Consider the following 20,080-nt stretch of genomic DNA (forward strand, 5'->3'; position numbering starts at 1 on the left):
GTCTTTTTTTACAAGATATACGTATTAAATAAAAAAGCAAGCATTATTTTATCTTTTCATACATTAAGTAATTATCTTCATTCACAGTGAAATATAAATTTTTAACAGGCTGTCTGAATCCACCAAATCTTGAAAATGTTATATTGTCATACTTAATAGTTAAAGCTGCAGCATTACCAATATCAATTAAAAAATATTCCTTAAACTCAATCACTTTTTTTGTACCTTTTTCCGCAATAAAATCCAAAACTGATGAATTATCAATTTTTATGTTCACCCAGCATATATCATTGAAAATAAGTGTAACCTTATGTTTTGTTTCATTAGCAAATGATTTATTATCATTAATTTTCTCAAGAATTTCAGTGGGATTTATCTCCATTGAAGTATTTTCTGTTACATTAGAAGAAACCTCATTTTTATATTTTGTATTATTTTCAGAAACAGTTTCTGGAACAATTACTTTCTTATTTTCACTTATTTTTTTCTTGTTTGTACTCAGGAAATAATAAACAATACCTAAAATTAAAATTAAAATTACTACAAATAATACTATTGCCCTATGTATATTTTTTAAATTTACTTCTTTTTGAATAATCTCATCACTCTCTATTCTCACAAATCTTTTATCAAAATCCTCTTTCTTGCATTCCTGATCAAAAATACTTTTCATCTCATTAAAATTTAATCCCAAAAATTCACAATACGCTTTTGCAAAGCCGTATGCATGTACATACGAAGGTAATTTCGTATATTCTCCATTCTCAATAAATTCCAAGTAGGACAAACTTACTTTTATTTCTTTAGATACATCCTTTAAAGATATCCCCTTCTCAACTCTTTTATCTTTAAGAAGTTTTGCGAATTCACTCATTTATAAATTCCCAATGAATTCAAATACTTGGATGCTTTTTTAGCTTCGACACTGTTAGGAGTTTTAATAATAATATCCTCAAAAATCTCTACTGCTTTATTATATTTCTTTTGATTATAGTAATGTTCACCTAATCTTAGCTTTAGTATATTATTGGTTGGATTATACTCAACACTTTTTTCTAAAATCTCTTCAGCTTTATCAATTTGGCTAGTTTTCATATAGATATCATACAACATAAGGTATGATGCAACAAAAAACCTGTTCATTTCAATTGATTTTTCAAAAAATGTTGTAGCCTCTTTTAACTGTCCCAATGTAAAATAAGCGTAACCAATATTGTAATAAACCATTGGAATATTAGGATATGTTGGGTCATTTATTATCTTCATCCACTGACTTATTGCTTCTTCCGTTTTTCCTTTTGCAGCTAAAATAGAAGCATAAGCATTGATATACTCAGAATTGTTTGGAACAATTTTTAATGCTTTAATAATATACTCTTCAGCCTTATCAAATAAACTCTTTTTTAAATAGAAAGTTGAAATTGCATAATAAACCCTATCATCTTTTGGGTTATACTTCAAAGCTTCTTCAAACTCCTTTAAAGCTCTATAATCATTTTCACTAGTTAAATAAGCAAGTCCTAATTTATAATGAGACTCAGAAAGTCTTAATTGATCCACATTTGAAGCACAAGAAACAACAATAAATAGCAATAAAAAATTAATTGTTTTTTTCATATATTATCCTCAAACCTTCTAAAGTCAAATTTGGTTCATATACTTGCAAATATTTAGATTCTTCAACAAAAATACTTCCAAGCCCACCTGTTGTTATAACAGACAGTTTCTCTGTATCACATTTCAACTCATCAATTATTCTTTCTATAATACCATCAACCATAGACAAATAACCATAATATATTCCTGATTGAATTGACCTAATGGTATTACTACCAACTATTCTATCAGTTTTCTCAATTTCTACTTCTGGTAGCTTAGCAGTACCTGTATGCAATGCCTTTATAGACAATTTAATTCCAGGACAAATCAACCCTCCAACATAACTTCCATTTTTATCAATCACATCAAATGTGGTAGCAGTTCCAAAATCAACAATTATTGAAGGATAACCATACATACTGATTACAGCTGCAGCATTTACTATTCTATCAGCACCAACTTCTTTAGGATTTTCTATATTTATCTTTACTCCTGTCTTCACACCAGGACCTACAATCATTGGATCACTATTCAAATATTTCCTACATAATTTACTAAACGTATATATTAATGATGGAACCACACTAGAAATTATAACACCACGGAAATCTTTAACATTTATATTATTTTTTTCCATCAACAGCATAATAATAGAGGCATATTCATCCGTAGTTTTTAAATAGTCTGTTGCAAGTCTGAAATTTGCAATTAATTTATTATTATAAAAAACACCTAAAACTATATTTGTATTTCCTATATCAATTGCAAGTATCATAACCTATTTCTCCATGATAAATTATCTTTTCTTTGCCTTTCATATCCTTTACCACTAAAGATCCGTCATCATTTATACCCTTTTCAACAAACTTTTCAACATTATTATTATAATGAAACATTATTTCTTTATTAAGATAAGCAGAATACTCAGCCCAAAATTCTTTTATTAAATCAATCTTTTTTTCCCACTTTACAAACTCTTCAAAAAACCTTACTAAAAAGTGTTCTTTGTCAATTTTCTCTTTCTTTAGTTGAAAGATTGATACTGCTTTATGTTTCAAATCAACAGAAAAATCTTTATTATTAAGATTAACTCCAACACCTAAAACTACTTTTTTCAAAAAATTACCTTCCATTTTTGCTTCAATCAAAATACCCGATACTTTTTTACCACCAACAACTACATCATTAGGCCACTTAACTTTTGAATTAATTGAATAGTCACTTCTCATTACATCACACAAGGCATATGCAGAAATAATGTTTATTTTAAACAAATTCACAAAATCATTATTTTCTAATACCAAAGTAAAATACAAATTATCTTCTTCATCCGAATTCCATACTCTACCCTGCCGACCTTTCCCTTTAGTTTGTTTATCAGCAACGATTATATATCCTGGATTTAAATCAGAGTTTAATGCAAAATTATTAGTAGAATCTATAGTTTTAAAATAAATTAAATTATAACAAGATTTAATTCTTTTTAATATTGTGTTTACTTTTTTCTCATTAAACATTTATTGTATTTTTAACTAAACATAATAAATCATCTAAATTTGAACTTTTCTCTACATAATACACATTTTTATGAAGTTTATCGAGTCCATCGTAAGACTCAATATTAGCAGAGTATACAATTACAGGCACATTACTCTTTTGCCCAACAATCTTTAAGACCTCATCCCCTTCAACTTTTGGCATTTTCAAATCCAAAATAATCAAATCAATATCATTTTCTTCAAAAGAAATTAATGCCTCTTCACCATCAACTGCAGTAACCACATTAAGTTTCAAATCACACAATTCATCTCTTAATAACAATCTAATCGATGGATCATCATCAACCACTAGTACAGTTTTCACTTTACTTCCCCTCCAAAATATAAAAACTTAAGAACATTATAACATATTGTATATTTTTTTCTCTATAAAAAATCGAACAATTTTTTTATCAAGCTTCCCCTTCTCAGCTTCTTCACTAATGATCTTTAATGCCAACTCAATAGGTACAGCTTTTTTATAAGGCCTATCTTTTGCTGTCAAAGCATCAAAAATATCTGCAACAGCCATTACTTTACCAAAAATATGTATTTCATCTTCTTTCAAACCAAAAGAGTAACCACTACCATCAAGCTTTTCATGGTGCATACAGGCAATTTTTGGGACATCTTTAAGGCTTTTTGTCCAAGGAATTTTTATCAAATACTCGTAAGTATGAAGCACATGTGATTCAATTTCTTTTCTTTCATCTTCGGTTAAAGTTCCTTTTCTCACTGACAATTGTTTATATTCTTGATCATCAAGCAATCTATACTCTACCCCAAAATTATCCTTAAATCTTATATCCTTAAATTTATCCAACCTGTTTGCTAACTCACTCTCAAGAACTGTTGGCTCATTAGCTCTTTCCACCAATTCATTTATTTCAAAGAACTTATTATCATCGATATTCTCTATACAATGATAAAGTTTTAATTTCATTTTCAATGCCTTAAATTGATCATCATATAATTTCTTCGATTTCATCAACACATTTTCTCTAACACCAATTTTACCAAAATCGTGTAGCAATGTTGAATATTTTAACACCTTCCAATCATCTTTATTCATTTTAAAACCTGGAAAGGCTTCATCATCTTTGTCCATTTCCTCAATTATTTTATAAGTTATTCTATAAACCCTCTCCGTATGCCCTTTTGTAATAGGATCTCTTGATTCCACAGCCTGAACACTAGCTTTGATAAAACCTTCAAACATTTCTTCTATATTTTTATAAAGTAAACTGTTTTCAAGTGCTACCCCAATAATACCACTTAAAGAATGAACTATTTTAACATCTTCTTCATTAAATACTGTAACATCTTTATCAAAACTTGTGATAGGCTTACCAAAAGGTGTGTTTTTTTTATTTATTAGTTGCAAAACAGAAATAAGATTATCTTTAGCATCAAAAATAGGAACCATAATTATAGATTTTGTGCGATAATTTGATAATTTATCAAAATCCTTATTAAACTTAAATGGAAACTTATCCTCTAAAGAGTATACATCATCAATAAAAAACATTTCTTTTTTATAAGCACAGTAGCCAGCAATGCTGTTCTCATCCACCGGTAAACTAAATTCTTTAAAAATGATATCTACAGTATCATTTTGAGTATATTTAAAAACTAAAGTATCAGACTCTTCGTGATAAAGATATATACTTCCTGCATCAGCATTTACAATTTCTCTAAGCCTAAACAAAACTTCTTCCATTAATTCATCTAAATCTTTCTTACTTACCAGCAAGGATGCAATTTCAAGAAGTTTTAAATCCATAAGTTACACCATTCTTTAAAGAATCTAATAATACAATTATACCAGATAATATAAAAAAACAAAATGAAACATACAAAAGAAATGGATAGTTTCTGATTAAATAAACTGATAAAAATATCAAAGACAACAATAAACTTGTCATACAATGAATCCTTTTTTTTACATTCTTAACTATAAGATAAAATAATCCAAAAGTAGCCCAGGTATAATGGGCAAAATGTGCATGGAGTAAAAGTATCACCTTATCACTTACCCCTGAAATCACAGTGTATAAATACCAAAACCCAAAAATACCAGTTAACAACAACCCCATATAATTAAAAAAAAGAAACTTATCTTTAACTTTTGCAGATTTAATAAAATAATACAAAATTATAAGTAACAACGACCCTGCACTTAATAATTCAATAATTGAAATATTCAAAAGCATTCCAATAAACATACTCAGAACTCCTCCCACCAAAACAACCACAGAAACAACAATCTCTCTTTTATTCATTCTTAAAAAGTTAACAAATTCGGAAAAAAGTATTAATGATAAAGGAAAGGAAAAAGACAAATAATTGTATGAAAGTTTTGTTTTCATACCTAAAAAAGTATCATAATTTAAAGAATACATAAAATAAATCCAATTTAAAAGTAAGATATAAATAGAACTCTTTACAAATAGCCTCTCAACTCCTGCATAATCTGGATCGTATCGTAACAACATTGGTAGAGTAAAAATAAAATATACAAAACTTACAATAGTAATTAAAATATAAGATTTAAAAAAAATTAATATTACCAAACTAACTGACAAATAAAAAAATATTTTTTGCAACTTGGTATAAACTGTCTTAAAATTTTTTGCACTTACAATAATAGATAAATAAGCGTTTAAAGCGAAACCAAATATTCCCACCATCCCATGAATATAAACATTATCTTTAAATATAAAAAAATCAGAATAAAAAAAAGTCGTAAAAGCAGTTAAAAAGAAATAGAAAAATGCTAACTTCTTTAACATGAATTATAATTTATCATTAATTTTAGTTTTTAACAACAAATTTTAATTAATTAAACACCCACAATAAAAACAACTGTCAAATAAATTATTAAAAACTTAAAAGTATATTTTTGAGAATTTTTATCATTTAAATATGTAGAAGCAAGCTGTACTAAAAAGTGACAGCTTGCTTATTTGTTTTTTCTCAATAAAACATGTAGCAATTATTTAATAATTTTCTACATAAAGTTCGAAATGTTCTTGTGAATGTGCACATGCTGGACACGAAACAGGTGCTTCAAAACCTTCAAAAATATAACCACAGTTCCTACATTTCCAATAAACTTTAGTATCTCGCTTAAATACTCTACCTTTTTCTATGTTTTCAGCCAATTTTAAAAACCTCTTTTCATGTTTTTCTTCCACTTCCGCTATTGTTCTAAATTGATGAGCAATTTCAGGAAATCCTTCTTCATCAGCTATTTCAGCAAACTCAGGATACAACACTACGAATTCTTCGTGTTCACCTTCAGCAGCAGCTAATAAGTTTTGATAGGTATTACCAAGTTGTGCTGGGTATGATGCAGAAATATCCACCATAAGTGGTTTTGTAAGATTTAAATTTTCAATAATATGCTTATAAAATCTTTTGCCATGTTCTCTTTCATTGTCAGCTGTTTCTATAAAAAACGCCTCAATTTGACGATATCCCTCTTTTCTAGCTATGGAAGCATAGAAAGTATACCTATTTCTTGCCTGAGATTCACCTGCAAACGATTTCATTAAATTTTCAAGAGTTTTAGTCCCTTCTAAACTTTTTTTTGTCATTTTTTACCTCCTTTTTCATTTTCTTTTGTAAATATAACACATTTTTATAACTTTTAAAACATTTTATCTTTAACTTAAATTTAGAATAACTCTAATTTATCTAATTGTCAATAGCTTATTTAATATTTAGAAGACATTACTTTGTCACTTTACATTTTAATAATATAAACTGTAGTATATAAACTATCATCATAAAGAATTTTTATAACAAAAAATTACACACTTTTTGCTAAAAACAAAATTAATCATTGATTTATTTTACCTAATTTTATAAATCTATAAAACAAAAAAGCACAAAATAGGGAGGAATCTTACATGAAATATAATCCTGCTGATATAGAGCGAAAATGGCAAAGTATTTGGGAAAAAGAAAAAATTTTTAAATCAAAAACTGATGCATCAAAGAAAAAATATTATTGCCTTGAGATGTTTCCATACCCATCTGGCAAAATTCACATGGGACATGTGAGGAATTATGCCATTGGTGATGTAATCGCACGTTATAAAATGATGCAAGGTTTTAACGTTATTCACCCTATGGGATGGGATGCTTTCGGGCTACCAGCTGAAAATGCTGCAATTAAAAACAATATTCATCCTGCAAAATGGACATACTCTAACATTGATTACATGAAAAAACAGCTTAAAATGCTTGGACTTAGTTATGATTGGGATAGAGAAATAGCTACATGTGATCCAGAATATTACAAATGGGAACAAAAAATATTTCTTGAAATGTACAAAAAAGGGCTCGCTTACAAAAAAACTTCTTTAGTCAATTGGTGTCCTGAATGTCACACCGTATTAGCAAATGAGCAAGTGGAAGACGGTTGTTGCTGGAGATGCTCTAGTGAAGTAGAAATAAAAGAACTTGAAGGGTGGTTTTTTAAAATTACTGATTACGCCGAAGAGTTGCTAGAGTATACATATAAACTCAAAGGATGGCCTGAGCGCGTACTTACAATGCAAAGAAACTGGATTGGGAAGTCAACAGGAGCTGAGATAGATTTCAAAATAGAAGATATGAACGAAATTATCACAGTTTTCACCACAAGGCCAGACACTCTATATGGTGCCACTTTTATGTCTATCGCTCCTGAACACCCTGCAGCCAAAAAACTACTAAAAGGCACTAAACAAGAAAATGAAGGATTAAAATTTATCAATGACATACTTAAAGAAGACAAAATCTCAAGAACAGCTGAAGATAAAGAGAAAAAAGGTTTTTTCACTGGGAAATATGCTATCAATCCAGTTAATGGCAGAAAACTCCCTATTTTTATTGCCAACTTCGTTCTGATGGATTACGGTACTGGCGCTGTAATGGCTGTGCCTGCTCATGATCAAAGAGATTTTGAATTTGCAAAAAAATATGGTCTTGATATTATTGTTGTTATTCAACCTGAAGGTAAAGAATTAAATCCTGATAAAATGACAGAAGCTTACACTGGGCCGGGTAAAATGGTAAACTCTGGTAATTTCGACGGCCTTGATAATGAAAAAGGAAAAGATGAAATTGTAAAATACCTTGAAAAGTTAGGTGTCGGTAAAAAAACTGTAAATTTTAGACTGAAAGACTGGGGAATATCAAGACAGCGCTATTGGGGTGCACCTATTCCTATAATATATTGTGAGAAATGCGGTATTGTTCCAGTACCAGAAGAAGATCTACCCGTAAAATTACCTACCGATGTAGAATTTACAGGTGCAGGCAATCCTTTATCACAAATAAAAGAATTCATTAATGTGAAATGTCCAAAATGTGGAGCAAATGCTAAAAGAGAAACTGACACTATGGATACTTTTGTAGAGTCAAGTTGGTATTTTTTAAGATACTGTTCTCCAAAATGTAACACTGCACCTTTCAATAAAGAAGAAGTAGAATATTGGATGCCAGTTGATCAGTATATAGGTGGTATAGAACATGCTATTTTACATCTGTTGTATTCAAGATTCTTCACTAAAGTATTAAGGGATTTAGGATATATAAACTTTGATGAACCTTTTGAAAGGCTATTAACCCAAGGTATGGTTTGTAAAGAAACATATAAATGCGAAGAACATGGTTGGCTTTTCCCTGAAGAAGTGGAAAATGGAAAGTGTGCTAAATGTGGTAAAGAAGCAAAAGTCGGTAGAATAGAAAAAATGAGTAAATCCAAAAAAAACGTAGTGGATCCAGAAGCCCTCATCGAGGAATATGGTGCCGATACAGCTCGTTTGTTTTCCCTTTTTGCTGCACCACCTGAAAAAGACCTTGAATGGAGCGAGCAAGGAGTTGAAGGAGCTTTTAGATTTATAAATAGGGTTTGGCGTCTTGTAATAAAACATTTAGAGTTATTAAAAAGTAATATTAATTCTAATATTAACGAAAATGGAAACATTGAAAAAGAAATACTATATTACACTCACTCCACCATCAAAAAAGTAACTAACGATATTGAAAAATTTCAATTAAATACTGCTGTAGCCGCAATAATGGAATTTACAAACAATCTTTATCTATTAGAAGGAAAACTATCAAATGACTCAGAAAAAACAGCTTTTAAAAAAGCACTGATAACTCTTATAAAACTTATCACTCCATTCATTCCTCATACAGCAGAAGAGTTATGGCATCTTTGTGGATTTGCTGGATATGTATCTAAATTAGATTGGCCTCAGTATAATGATAGATATACAGTAAAAGATGAAATTGTTATTGTAGTTCAAATTAATGGAAAAGTAAGAGCACAACTCAGCGTCCCAAGAAATATAGAAAAAGAAGATATTTTAAAACTTGCAAAAGAAAATGAAAAAGTGAAAAGGTATCTCGAAGGGAAAAATCTTATAAAAGAAATTTATGTCCCTAACAAACTTGTGAGTTTGGTTGTAAAGTGAAAACATTAATAAAATACTGCAGTTTTTTTGCAATTTTTATCCTGCTATCCTGTGGATATAGGATAGCAGGATTTGAGCAAATTGATATGAAAGAGAAATTTTATTTAAACTCCATCAAGAACTTAACATCTGAGTCAAGCTATACATCTATTATAAATTCTACCTGTTACGATTTTTTTAATAAACATAATCTTCTCACCAAAAATCCAAACAACAATCTTAAATTAAATATTGAAATTAATAAAATTTTCTATGAGAGTAAAATTTTACAACAAAACTTCAGAGCCACTTCATCAGAGCTACATATTTCTGTAACAATAAAAGTAAAAAAATCTGAAAAAGAAATTTTTAGAAAAACTTACAATGACTCAAATAATTATACAATTTTTACAAATATTACTCAAACATATTCTTCAAAACATGATGCTCTCATCAAAAGTTTAAACAACATTCTTTTGGATTTTATAAATGACTTTAAAAAAGAAAATACTTATAATAGGTAGTCACCAATTTAATGAAAATAAGCTAAAGGAACTTATTATAAAAAATGATAATATAGATATAAGAAAATATAATGATGAAAATTTTAATCTTGAAGAAATATCTGATTATCTTTTCACATATCCACTTTTTGGTGAAAACAAACACTTGATTATTAAAAATGCTCACAAGATAAAAGATATACTAAGTAACTCAGAATTATTCAAATCACCATGTGAAGCACATATAATTTTTTTAGCAGAAGAAAACAATGAATTATTAAAAACTTTTAAAAATAGTTTTGAAATTATAAAAGAAAAAAAACTCAATTACAAAGACAATATCTCAGAAATAATCTTTAAATTTAAAGAAAGAGACTTACCCATTTCGTTTAATGAAGCAAAAGAAATTTACGAATTATGTCAAAGAAATATGGAAATTTTTAATCAAGAACTCGAAAAAATTTCTCTTTATTTTTACAATAAAAAACCTAAATCTTTTGAAGAAATATTAAACATTATCAGTTCTTCAAATGTAAATAATGTCTTCGCTTTTATTGAATCATTTTACAGTAAAAACTGGAAAAAAGCTCTTGCGAAATTGAATCTAATGATAGAAAACCATGAAAATCTTCAAATGGCTTTTTACATGCTTACAAAACGAGGACTTGAAATTTTATATTACCTCATTTCACCAGATTTGGTAACGGGCCAAACATTTAAAATAGCCCAAATCAAATCTGCATCAGAAAAATGGTCAAAAAAAGAGCTATTTAATTTGATTGAAAAATTTTATCAAATAGATAAAAAACTAAAAACATCTACAGTAAAAATGGAATACGAACTTACTTCTTTAATTGATATTTAACTCTCCATATGCTGTAAAGTCACTTCTTTTTTATCAACATTAAAATAATTTCTATAAAAAATAGGTCTCACACCATAATCTAGAGCCTTTTCATACTCCTTACAGTACATACTATCTATTTGCCAAGCACATTCAAAAACATTTGAGTTTACAGCAACTACATAAAAAATATAACAATCATAACCTCGCCTTGACATTTCTACTAATAAACGTAAATGTTTTCTTCCTCTTTCTGTCTTTGCATCAGGAAATGCAGCATGTCCATTATCATTTAACAAAGTAACATTCTTAACTTCAATCAAGATTTTTTTCCCACAATTTTCTAAATAAAAATCAATTCTACTATTCCCTATGACATATTCTCTTTTTAAAAAATCATAAGGATAAAACTCATTAATACACCCATTCTTTATATGATACTCCACTATTTTATTCACATTTATTGTATTGGTGTAAACCCAGTAATCATTTAATTGAAAACCTTCAACAGTGTATTTGTATTTTCTTTTTTGATTGTTAGAAATAGAAAGGGCTATCAAACAACCTTCGTTTAAAAGCCCTTTCATTGAACCTGTGTTTGGATTAAAAGCCGTTTCAACTATTCCATCTTTTTCAAAATCAATAATAAACCGTTTATATCTTCTTAAGAACTTACCAATTATAATATTGTCAAACTTAAACATCACTCATTTTATCTTTTGTAACTTTAACAAGAACACCTGAAAGCATCAACAACCCTATAAGGTTTGGGATCGCCATCATACCATTAAATAGATCTGCCATATCCCAAACAAAATCTGTTTTCCTTAGTGCACCATAAAATACACTTAAACAGTATATCACTTTATAAAAATAACTAAATTTATAACCAAATAAGAATTTAGCACATTGTTCACCATAATACGACCACCCTAGGATTGTAGAGTATGCAAAGAAAACCAAAGCTAAAGCTAAAAAAGTTTTACCACTTCCTCCAAAAACAGTAACAAATGCTGCAGCAGTCAGCTCAGTGCTAGTCTTACCACTATCCCAGACACCAGTTAAAAGAATAACAAAAGCAGTCAAAGAACAAATTATGATAGTATCAAAGAAAACACCTGTCATCGCTACAAGCCCCTGCCTTACAGCATTATCTGTTTTAGCAGCAGCATGAGCTATAGGAGCACTACCAAGACCTGCTTCGTTTGAAAAAACACCTCTTGCGACTCCATATCTAATTGCATCTCTAACTGCTGCACCAGCAAATCCTCCAACTGCAGCCACAGGTGAAAAAGCTGATTCAAAAATAAGACGCAACACATAAAAGAACTGATCAATTTTCATAAAAATTACAATTATAGCAAAAATAAAATAAAAAACTGCCATAAATGGTACGATTTTCTCAGTTACCTTCCCAATTCTCTTAATACCACCGATTATTACAAGTGCAGTCAAAATCATCAAAACAAAACCAGTAACACCTTTTGGTAAACTAAAGGCATCATTAATTGCTAAAGCAACAGAATGAGACTGCACCATACTTCCTATACCAAAGGAAGCAACAATCCCAAAAACTGCAAAAGAAAATCCTAGTAATGCTCCAAGCCATTTTACTTGCAATCCCTCTTTTAAATAAAACATAGGACCACCAATGGTTGAACCATCTTCTAGTTTTCGTCTGAAAGTTATAGCAAGAACAGCCTCAGCATATTTAGTAGCCATTCCAAAAAAAGCCGATAGCCACATCCAAAAAATAGCACCAGGACCACCAGTAGCAATAGCTGTAGCCACACCAGCAATATTACCAGTCCCAATAGTAGCGGAAAGAGCTGTGGTTAAAGCTTGAAAAGGTGTAATATCTCCATTGGCTTTTTCAGTATTTACTGTTTTAAAAACCAGTTTCAAAGCTTTTGGGAGCATTAACACCTGAACAAATTTTAATCTTACAGTAAGTAACACACCAGTACCAATAAGTAAAACAAGCATAAAAGGTCCCCAGACTATAGAATCAAGCTGGGTTATCAACAAATGTAAATCATCCATCTTTCACCTCTTAAAAAATCATTTACAAATTTCTATAATTGTATATTTTGAAAGACAGTAATATAAAATTTTTAATGATTTTTCAAGGTTAACAATGGTAATTAAGAACAATTTATATTTTATGAAAGACTTTTTAAAAGTTATCTTCTTCACATTATTAATATTTAGTTTATATATTAATACATTCACAATATATCTCTTTGATACAATTAATAAACAAGAATTTAATATTAATAAAGCAGAAAGCAAAATGGCAGCTTTGATAGAAGAAAAAGAAAAAGCAAGGTATTTAATTAGTAAATACAACCAGATAATAGATATAAATAACGTTTTAATATATTTTACTAATGGAAACGTAAGATATTCCACAATGGATATTGCTTATACTATAGTGGATGAATCTAGAAAAAATAAAATCGATCCTTACCTTGTACTTTCACTTATTCTTACAGAAAGCTCCTTTAATCATAGAAGTATTTCGAGGAAAGGAGCTATAGGACTAATGCAAATTTTACCAAATACTGCTTACTATATCTCAAAATTCAAAGATGACATTGACATTTCTCATAAAAAAGAACTTTTTGACCCAATTACTAACATAAAAATTGGAGTAAGTTATTTTGCTTATCTTTTAAAAAAATATAATGGTAACATAAAATATGCAATTATAGCCTATAACCTAGGGCCATCAAATCTAAATTACAGACTCAGAAAAAAGAAAAAGGTTCCAAAGTTCTATTATAACAGAGTAATCAGAAATTATCAGCTTATCTCAAATGTGAAAAACAGCGCATAAAAATTAGGCTAAGGTTTAGGTTGAGAGTACTACTAGCAACTATACATAACTATTACAAAAATTTAGTACCTAAAAAGCTACCATAACCTAAAATTATTTAATTCATTTTAACAACTCCTAAGAATAAGTTATTTATGTCATACCACTTTGTATAAGTGTACTGGCTTTGCCAGAGTTGTTTATTTCTCGTATTACGTTTTTCTGATATTGCAAAAGGATATAATTGGAATTCCACCTTTACAACAATTAACAATTTACGTTTCACGATTCACGAATCACGACTTACGCTGGCACGAAAGTGCCAGTCCGTCGCAATCCCTTCGAACAGGGTAACAAATTCTAACAAAAACTAAAAAATTAGAAGACAATTTTAATCCATATATGTCGCAATCCCTTCGAACAGGGTAACAAATTCTAACTGTTCAACTATTTTATAACAGGTTATTAAGGAGATAGCAACCCATTTTTAAAGTTCTCTGTTTTATTTTTGAGTACTTTTTGAAAGGGGATACCCATACCTTGCAATTTATTGATAAATAACGACAAAAAAATTAGTGTTCACAATAAATAAACTATAACTAACATATTAATAAATAATATTTTTCCAAAATAACTATCTTTCAAAAATAGAACTTTAAAAAATAAGGTAATTTATTGATAGATAATAACAAACAGTAAAACAAATCACTTCTCAGAAATCAAAACTGCCTTAGATGCACATTTTTTAATCACCTTATCACAAAAAAATATTAGATTGTCAAACACCTTTTTTAATTATAACATAAACTAAAAAATCAGCAAATCAGTATCATCATTTATAGTACCAAGTCCAGATACTTCAACTGAATCTCTACAACCTTTACATAAAAAATAATACCTTACAGAATCGGTGTTAAAATCGATTGTTTTTTCTACAAAATTCTTAATTTTTATTAGATCAGCATCTGTAATAATGCATTCAAAAACACTCTTTTGAACTCTCATTCCATAATTTTTTAAAAATTTCTCTACACGACTTCTTTTAAGGTCATCTGATATATCATAAGAAATTAGATAAAATTTCTTCACTGTAATTTAAATCCTTTATACTCAGTTTTATCTATTAAAGCTTTTGAAAATAAATATGTTTGATATCTCATTATCTTTCTTAAAGATTCTTTTCTGCCAGTATTTTCATTAAAAAATTCTGTTTTTAAGCGTTTTTCAAACAAGGAAATCAATTTTTTCTTACCAAAAATTGTCAATTTTACAGGCAATTCCTCATCCTCATTTTTAACAAAATCATCAATATTGAAAATCATTTTGTTTACAGCACTTATAATCATATAATCAACAGCAACCGACCTATACTCCTCCATTAAGTCTAAAACAAGAGACGGTTTCCCATAATCATCAGAATGATAAACTCCTAAATAAGGATCCAATCCCACAATATTAATAAATCCTCTAACCACATTCATTAAAAGTGTATAAGCAAAACTCAATAACGCATTAAACTCATTTTCAGGAGGCCTTCTTGTTCTTTTTACAAATTTTAGCGATTTGTTTGTAATCAAATAATCAAAACACTCAAAATAAATATTTGAGGCAATCCCTTCAATACCAAGCAATTCATCTTTATTTTTAGCAAAAGCTACTTTTTTCAGATGCACAGTTAAAAGATGTAATCTTTTAACTACTTCATCCTGTTTATGGTAATAATTCAATTTTCTAATAACTTGACGCATATTATAAATTTTCTGATAAACAATATTTTTGGCTAACATAAATTTCAATGTCTCATCAAAGGCAACTTTAAACTGCTCCTTTCTTAATTCGATATTCTTGCCAAATTCTGACACAAGACGTCCCAGGTATCTTCCATCCAAAGTGGTAAATACAGTATCTATTCTTTTTTTAAGCATAAACTTTAGTGCTTGAGTGGAAATAGAGATATTTCCCATTATCACTATTTGATCCAAATCTTTTGTAAGCAAATCCATAAGTTTTTGGCCATCTTTGGCAACAATGAGACGTTCACCAGCAATCGTTATTTGAGAGCCTTGCTCTGTGAGGTAAACAATCATAGTTTTATACTAAAAGTAGTTTTTCCATTTTCTTCTACTTTTACTAACGTTCCTGAGGGGGTATTAATTTCATTTACTCCAGCTTCTTCAAACAGTTTTGCAAATATTTCTTCATAATGAGTCAATAATCTTTTTATCTCAAAAAATTCTTTTTTAATCTTTAAATACTCTTCAATTATGTGTTGAATATTAACCATATCAAGATTTGCTTTAATAAATTTTGATTTATCTAAAAACTTTTTCTTAAGATGTAAAACAGGAGAAGGATACGCTCCAAGATTTTCATCAAACAAACAATTGCAATCAACTTTTGAAGTAGTTTCAGGTAATCTTGATCTTATTTTAGCACATGAAATGGGATTACCATTTAACTTTGATTTTAAAAACTTATCTGAAGATATATTATAACATTTTGAAAAAATATAATTTACTGCATTTGGACCTTCTTCAAGATAACCAAGCGTATGGGTTAAAACAACAATCTCATCGGCAGATAACTCATTTTGATTCAATGCCTTTTTATAAATACTTTTTAACACAGGACATTTATAAAGAATGTATTGTAATTCTTCATCATTTTCAGGAATATATTTTTGAACATAAACAGGTAATTCCACTTTTTCAGCTGGCTTGATTTGATGTTTTTCTACAATATCAAAATTCTCTTTCACTTTGTAATAAGAAAGGTAGTTTATTAAGTCTTTTTGAGAAACCCTTTTAACATTTTTCAAATACTCATTAAGGTCCTTAATCTTTCCTTTTTCATTATAAAAAAAACTTCTTTTGCCGCTCTTTAAATGAATACCAAGAGGCATTTTAACTAAATTGCCGAGACCATCTTTTCTTACAAAATTTTGCTTCGGAAATACTTCAACAACAATATCTGGTGATACTCTATCAATGTTTTCTACCAATAAATCACCAAATTTTTTCGCAATTCTTGATGGCACAGGCTTATCAAAAAATATCCAACAATGGCGCCCTTTGTAACCACTATCCTCTAAATAAGTATAAATATTAAACTTATTACACTCTTCTTGCACTAACCTTGCTTGTTTGTTCAAAAGCGATTGCATTTCCGCCCATTTTTTCTCATCAGTTAACACATTTTTTAATGCATACTTTGCAACATCTACATCAAAAACCATCCATGTAACAGTGCTATCTATCCTCAACTGATAAATTCCCACAGATATATTGCCCTGAAGATGATTTTTTATAACCTTTTCACTTAAAGGCTCATAAACAGGGATATAGCCACAATCACCTTTCTGATTTTTCCATTGTCTTGCATAAACACCTTCTCTACCATTAAACAAATTATATAAAAGATTTATTGTAATATCATCATATTCCATTTCTTCTACTTTGTATAATTGAGCCTTATCTTCAAAAATTTCTCTAAAATACTTATCTTGAGTAACATTATAGGCTATATCAGCTAATTTTTTTGCTCTATCAACTTTATCATGCTCTAACAAGATACCAATTAACTGCTTATAATAGTTTCCATTTTTAGGATTTAATGAAAGAAGATTTGTTAGAATTTTGATTGCTCTTTTGGGATTAACATCATTCAAGTAATATTCCAGCAGTTTTTCATAAATATTGATTTTAGTATTTTTATCATCTGTTTTGCCAAGAGCTATATTGTAGCACGTTATCGCTTTTGCAACATCTCCTTTATCTTCAAAAGTTTTTGCCATTTCCAACAACTTTTCAAATGACAATTGATAAGGTTTTTCAAATTCATCAAAAACAAAATCTTTTGATGAAGTCATAGCCACCCTCTATAAATAAAGCTTTTCTCCAAGCATCTCTTTAACAAAATCAATAGCTTCTTCTACTACCTCAAACTTGACGATTTGTTTACCTAATTTACATCTCAATTCATATTTTAACATATTACCGCCAACCAATTCTTTGAAAAGTAAACATGTTTCATCATAGAAATGTGGAGAAAACTCATCGAAAATAATACGAATAACATTTCCTGCAGCAATCGTTAATGCTTTTTTCAAAATTTTGCGAACATCTGCTTCCTTTATATCACTCAACTTTCTAATATTATCACCAAAAAGTGTGCTATGTGCCTTGTAAACAGAAATAGGGAAATCAGAACTTACCTCAGTAAAAATATTTTTATTTGCATAAAACCTCATTATCAGACTGCCTATTGGAGAAAACACATAACGATTACCATCCTTTTCAAATAAAACATTCATCATTTCAGGCATCTCACCAATCAGTTTTACTGCTGTTTTTTTATCGACTTTAAACACTTTATAAATTTTCGTCAGATTTTTTTTGATGATTTCAATATCGAAATTGATAGGCATAGGTGGCATTTCTATAATACTCTTAAAATCTTCGTGAATATAAAAAACAGGAATTCTAAAAAGCATGCCTATGAGCGTTGCATACGCGGTTTCTGCCTTATAGCCACCAGTAGCTACAATTTTCACATCTATGTTTTCCTCAATAATCGAAACAATCGTATTTATGAGATTTTTTACCCCTTTTTTCGAAAACTGTGTAAAGTCTTTCGTCAAATACTCAATCTTTTTTTCAAAAACAAAGTAAAATCCATTTGCTTCAAGCACATATTTCAAAAATTTAGATGACTTTTTACCTTCTTCGTCATCAGAATACAAAATGAAAAAGTTATCATTTTTTTGTATATTTAACCTTTTCAAGGTATTCAATTCTGCACTAAGCTTATCCCATGGCATAGATTTCAAATAATCTTTTACATTTTCCAAACTAACTGATTGATAGTCCAAATTTTTCATCTTAGCCATATTAGTTAAAATAGATGTACCCACGGTAATAATATACGTAGCCATCAGTTCACCTCATCTTTTAATTTACATAAAACGTTTTTGTAGAAATCATGCAATGTTGAGCCAATTTGTCTTGATTTTATATCATCAGTTATACCAGCATGATTTATACTATTTCTCATATCGGTTAACTTTTTAAAATCACGACAGTATAAGTTTACAAGTTTGCTTTCTTTGATTTTTTCTACAATTTCAGTTTTTATGTTAGTTTTTAACTCAGATAGCCTATTTTCCGCCATCAAACTTGCTATTGAAGAAATTAACTCTCTTAATTTTTTTAAGGCTTTATTTTTAGTAATTTTTTCTGAATTAACATGTGTATTAAAAATCTCATAAGGTTTATTTGCTAAAGTCTCTAATTCAAGCTCTTTCATGACATAACTTAAAAAAATTTCTCTTGCTATAGTAATACCCTGTTGCACCATCCCATGTTTTAAACAAAATTCAACAGCAATTATACCATTTTTTAAAGAATCCTCCTCAAATCCATCAAACTTCTCTTGTACTTTCATTAAAAGTTTTTCAGCAGGGGTTGTTCCTTTTAGTTTGTTGCGTAAGTTATTAATGTGTTTTTTCAAAGTTATAAACTTTTCCCCAGAAATTATATTTTTACCCCTTACTGTCGAAATAAATTCCCATATATTATTCAAAGCTGGTAGAAATTGTTTTCTAATAATGTTTTTTGAAGTCTTAGATAGAAAATTTTCGTCGCTATAAATACTATATTTCATAAGTTCAATCAATTTTTGGGGATTACCAAAAGTTATGAAATTATCTGATGCAATACTCCATTGCTGCAAACTATGAAATGGTGTTAGGTCAAATATAGGAGCATTTCTATCTTTAATATCCATCTTTTCTACCTTATTTCTTGGGCCAAGAGTATCAAACGCTCCATAATATATTCCCTTTATTTTAATATTTTTCATTGATTTACTGTAATTTAAAAACACTAAAGCAAGCATAGGCAAAGACCTGAAACTATGTGTTACATCAAGAATTACTTCATCTTTATAATCAACAGAGTCATATAACTTATCAAAAATATCCCAGATTTCTTTTTCAGATTTACCAAAAGGGATAATAACGTTTTTTATTTCCGCATCTATCCAACAAATTTTATTTTTTAACTCATCCCAATATTTTTGCTCAGCTTCGTTTGTCATAAAAATAACAACTTTATCATTTTCATTGAAATCGCTACAAAAAATTTTTAACAAAGCTTCCTGAACAAACTTTACATTATCAACTTTATTATCCAAAGTTTGGAAATAATAATTACAATTGATATAATTTCCCGTTCCAAGAAATGAAATAAAAGTTTTACCCATATTTCGTTCCCCCGAAATAATCTTATAGTAATTTTAGCATTAATAAACATTGATTTCAAATA

At 28.9% G+C, this 20,080-nt stretch carries 19 protein-coding genes; 4 read left to right on the plus strand and 15 right to left on the minus strand.

Annotated elements, in window-relative coordinates; all coding sequences use genetic code 11:
* Positions 1 to 43 precede the first annotated feature (43 nt).
* The 8 genes from OWK30_RS02640 to rbr all read right to left on the minus strand — a co-directional run bounded on the left by OWK30_RS02640 (position 44) and on the right by rbr (position 6,736).
* The gene (locus tag OWK30_RS02640; protein WP_423323325.1) at positions 44 to 874 is read right to left on the minus strand and encodes a helix-turn-helix domain-containing protein; all 831 of its coding nucleotides are present in this window, start codon (positions 872 to 874) and stop codon (positions 44 to 46) included.
* Positions 871 to 1,617, minus strand: a complete 747-nt coding sequence (locus OWK30_RS02645; RefSeq protein ID WP_423323327.1) for a tetratricopeptide repeat protein — start codon at positions 1,615 to 1,617, stop codon at positions 871 to 873. The genes OWK30_RS02640 and OWK30_RS02645 overlap by 4 nt, the downstream gene beginning before the upstream one ends.
* Positions 1,601 to 2,374, minus strand: coding sequence for a type III pantothenate kinase (locus OWK30_RS02650; protein WP_423323329.1), 774 nt, complete (start codon positions 2,372 to 2,374; stop codon positions 1,601 to 1,603). The genes OWK30_RS02645 and OWK30_RS02650 overlap by 17 nt, the downstream gene beginning before the upstream one ends.
* The gene (locus tag OWK30_RS02655) at positions 2,358 to 3,116 is read right to left on the minus strand and encodes a biotin--[acetyl-CoA-carboxylase] ligase (RefSeq protein WP_423323331.1); all 759 of its coding nucleotides are present in this window, start codon (positions 3,114 to 3,116) and stop codon (positions 2,358 to 2,360) included. Before OWK30_RS02655 ends, OWK30_RS02650 begins: the two co-directional genes overlap by 17 nt.
* Positions 3,109 to 3,462, minus strand: coding sequence for a response regulator (locus tag OWK30_RS02660; RefSeq protein ID WP_423323333.1), 354 nt, complete (start codon positions 3,460 to 3,462; stop codon positions 3,109 to 3,111). The genes OWK30_RS02655 and OWK30_RS02660 overlap by 8 nt, the downstream gene beginning before the upstream one ends.
* Before the next feature lie 36 nt (positions 3,463 to 3,498).
* Positions 3,499 to 4,920 carry an HD domain-containing phosphohydrolase gene (locus tag OWK30_RS02665; RefSeq protein ID WP_423323335.1) on the minus strand — a complete coding sequence of 474 codons (1,422 nt, stop codon included), beginning with the start codon at positions 4,918 to 4,920 and terminating at the stop codon, positions 3,499 to 3,501.
* On the minus strand, positions 4,901 to 5,929 hold the full coding sequence (locus tag OWK30_RS02670) for a hypothetical protein (protein ID WP_423323337.1): 1,029 nt from the start codon (positions 5,927 to 5,929) through the stop codon (positions 4,901 to 4,903). The genes OWK30_RS02665 and OWK30_RS02670 overlap by 20 nt, the downstream gene beginning before the upstream one ends.
* Positions 5,930 to 6,136: 207 nt before the next feature.
* Positions 6,137 to 6,736 (minus strand): rubrerythrin, encoded by a 600-nt coding sequence (gene rbr / locus OWK30_RS02675; protein ID WP_423323339.1) that lies wholly within the window; start codon positions 6,734 to 6,736, stop codon positions 6,137 to 6,139.
* A 315-nt stretch (positions 6,737 to 7,051) separates the two neighbouring features.
* Between rbr and leuS the strand changes: the two genes are divergently transcribed.
* The 3 genes from leuS (at position 7,052) to holA (ending at position 10,960) form a co-directional block, all read left to right on the plus strand.
* Entirely contained in the window at positions 7,052 to 9,613 is a 2,562-nt protein-coding gene (leuS, locus tag OWK30_RS02680) for a leucine--tRNA ligase (protein WP_423323341.1), read from the plus strand.
* Positions 9,614 to 9,699: 86 nt separating this feature from the next.
* The gene (locus tag OWK30_RS02685; RefSeq protein ID WP_423323343.1) at positions 9,700 to 10,116 is read left to right on the plus strand and encodes a hypothetical protein; all 417 of its coding nucleotides are present in this window, start codon (positions 9,700 to 9,702) and stop codon (positions 10,114 to 10,116) included.
* Positions 10,082 to 10,960, plus strand: coding sequence for a DNA polymerase III subunit delta (gene holA / locus OWK30_RS02690; RefSeq protein ID WP_423323345.1), 879 nt, complete (start codon positions 10,082 to 10,084; stop codon positions 10,958 to 10,960). The genes OWK30_RS02685 and holA overlap by 35 nt, the downstream gene beginning before the upstream one ends.
* On the opposite strand, the gene sfsA is transcribed toward holA, so the two are convergent.
* Entirely contained in the window at positions 10,957 to 11,643 is a 687-nt protein-coding gene (gene sfsA, locus OWK30_RS02695) for a DNA/RNA nuclease SfsA (protein ID WP_423323347.1), read from the minus strand. The two genes, holA and sfsA, sit on opposite strands and share 4 nt — an antisense overlap.
* Positions 11,636 to 12,982: an alanine/glycine:cation symporter family protein gene (locus OWK30_RS02700; protein ID WP_423323349.1), complete on the minus strand. Its 1,347-nt coding sequence runs from the start codon at positions 12,980 to 12,982 to the stop codon at positions 11,636 to 11,638. Before OWK30_RS02700 ends, sfsA begins: the two co-directional genes overlap by 8 nt.
* 94 nt (positions 12,983 to 13,076) lie before the next feature.
* On the opposite strand from OWK30_RS02700, the gene OWK30_RS02705 reads away from it, so the two are divergent.
* Positions 13,077 to 13,778 (plus strand): lytic transglycosylase domain-containing protein, encoded by a 702-nt coding sequence (locus OWK30_RS02705; protein WP_423323351.1) that lies wholly within the window; start codon positions 13,077 to 13,079, stop codon positions 13,776 to 13,778.
* 786 nt (positions 13,779 to 14,564) lie between these two features.
* Here the strand turns inward: OWK30_RS02705 and cas2 are convergent.
* From cas2 to csx2, 5 genes are read right to left on the minus strand one after another with little or no spacing between them, the layout of a single operon-like run.
* Entirely contained in the window at positions 14,565 to 14,846 is a 282-nt protein-coding gene (cas2, locus tag OWK30_RS02710) for a CRISPR-associated endonuclease Cas2 (protein WP_423323353.1), read from the minus strand.
* A complete protein-coding gene (cas1, locus tag OWK30_RS02715; protein WP_423323355.1) occupies positions 14,843 to 15,844 on the minus strand; it encodes a CRISPR-associated endonuclease Cas1 in 1,002 nt (333 codons plus the stop codon). Before cas1 ends, cas2 begins: the two co-directional genes overlap by 4 nt.
* Positions 15,841 to 17,625 (minus strand): CRISPR-associated primase-polymerase type A1, encoded by a 1,785-nt coding sequence (locus OWK30_RS02720; RefSeq protein ID WP_423323357.1) that lies wholly within the window; start codon positions 17,623 to 17,625, stop codon positions 15,841 to 15,843. Before OWK30_RS02720 ends, cas1 begins: the two co-directional genes overlap by 4 nt.
* A gap of 9 nt (positions 17,626 to 17,634) precedes the next feature.
* Positions 17,635 to 18,690 carry a putative CRISPR-associated protein gene (locus OWK30_RS02725; RefSeq protein ID WP_423323359.1) on the minus strand — a complete coding sequence of 352 codons (1,056 nt, stop codon included), beginning with the start codon at positions 18,688 to 18,690 and terminating at the stop codon, positions 17,635 to 17,637.
* Positions 18,690 to 20,018, minus strand: coding sequence for a TIGR02221 family CRISPR-associated protein (gene csx2 / locus OWK30_RS02730; RefSeq protein ID WP_423323361.1), 1,329 nt, complete (start codon positions 20,016 to 20,018; stop codon positions 18,690 to 18,692). Before csx2 ends, OWK30_RS02725 begins: the two co-directional genes overlap by 1 nt.
* Positions 20,019 to 20,080: the final 62 nt, after the last annotated feature.

Source organism: Deferribacter abyssi (assembly GCF_049472655.1).
GTDB classification, from domain to species: Bacteria; Chrysiogenota; Deferribacteres; order Deferribacterales; family Deferribacteraceae; genus Deferribacter; species Deferribacter abyssi.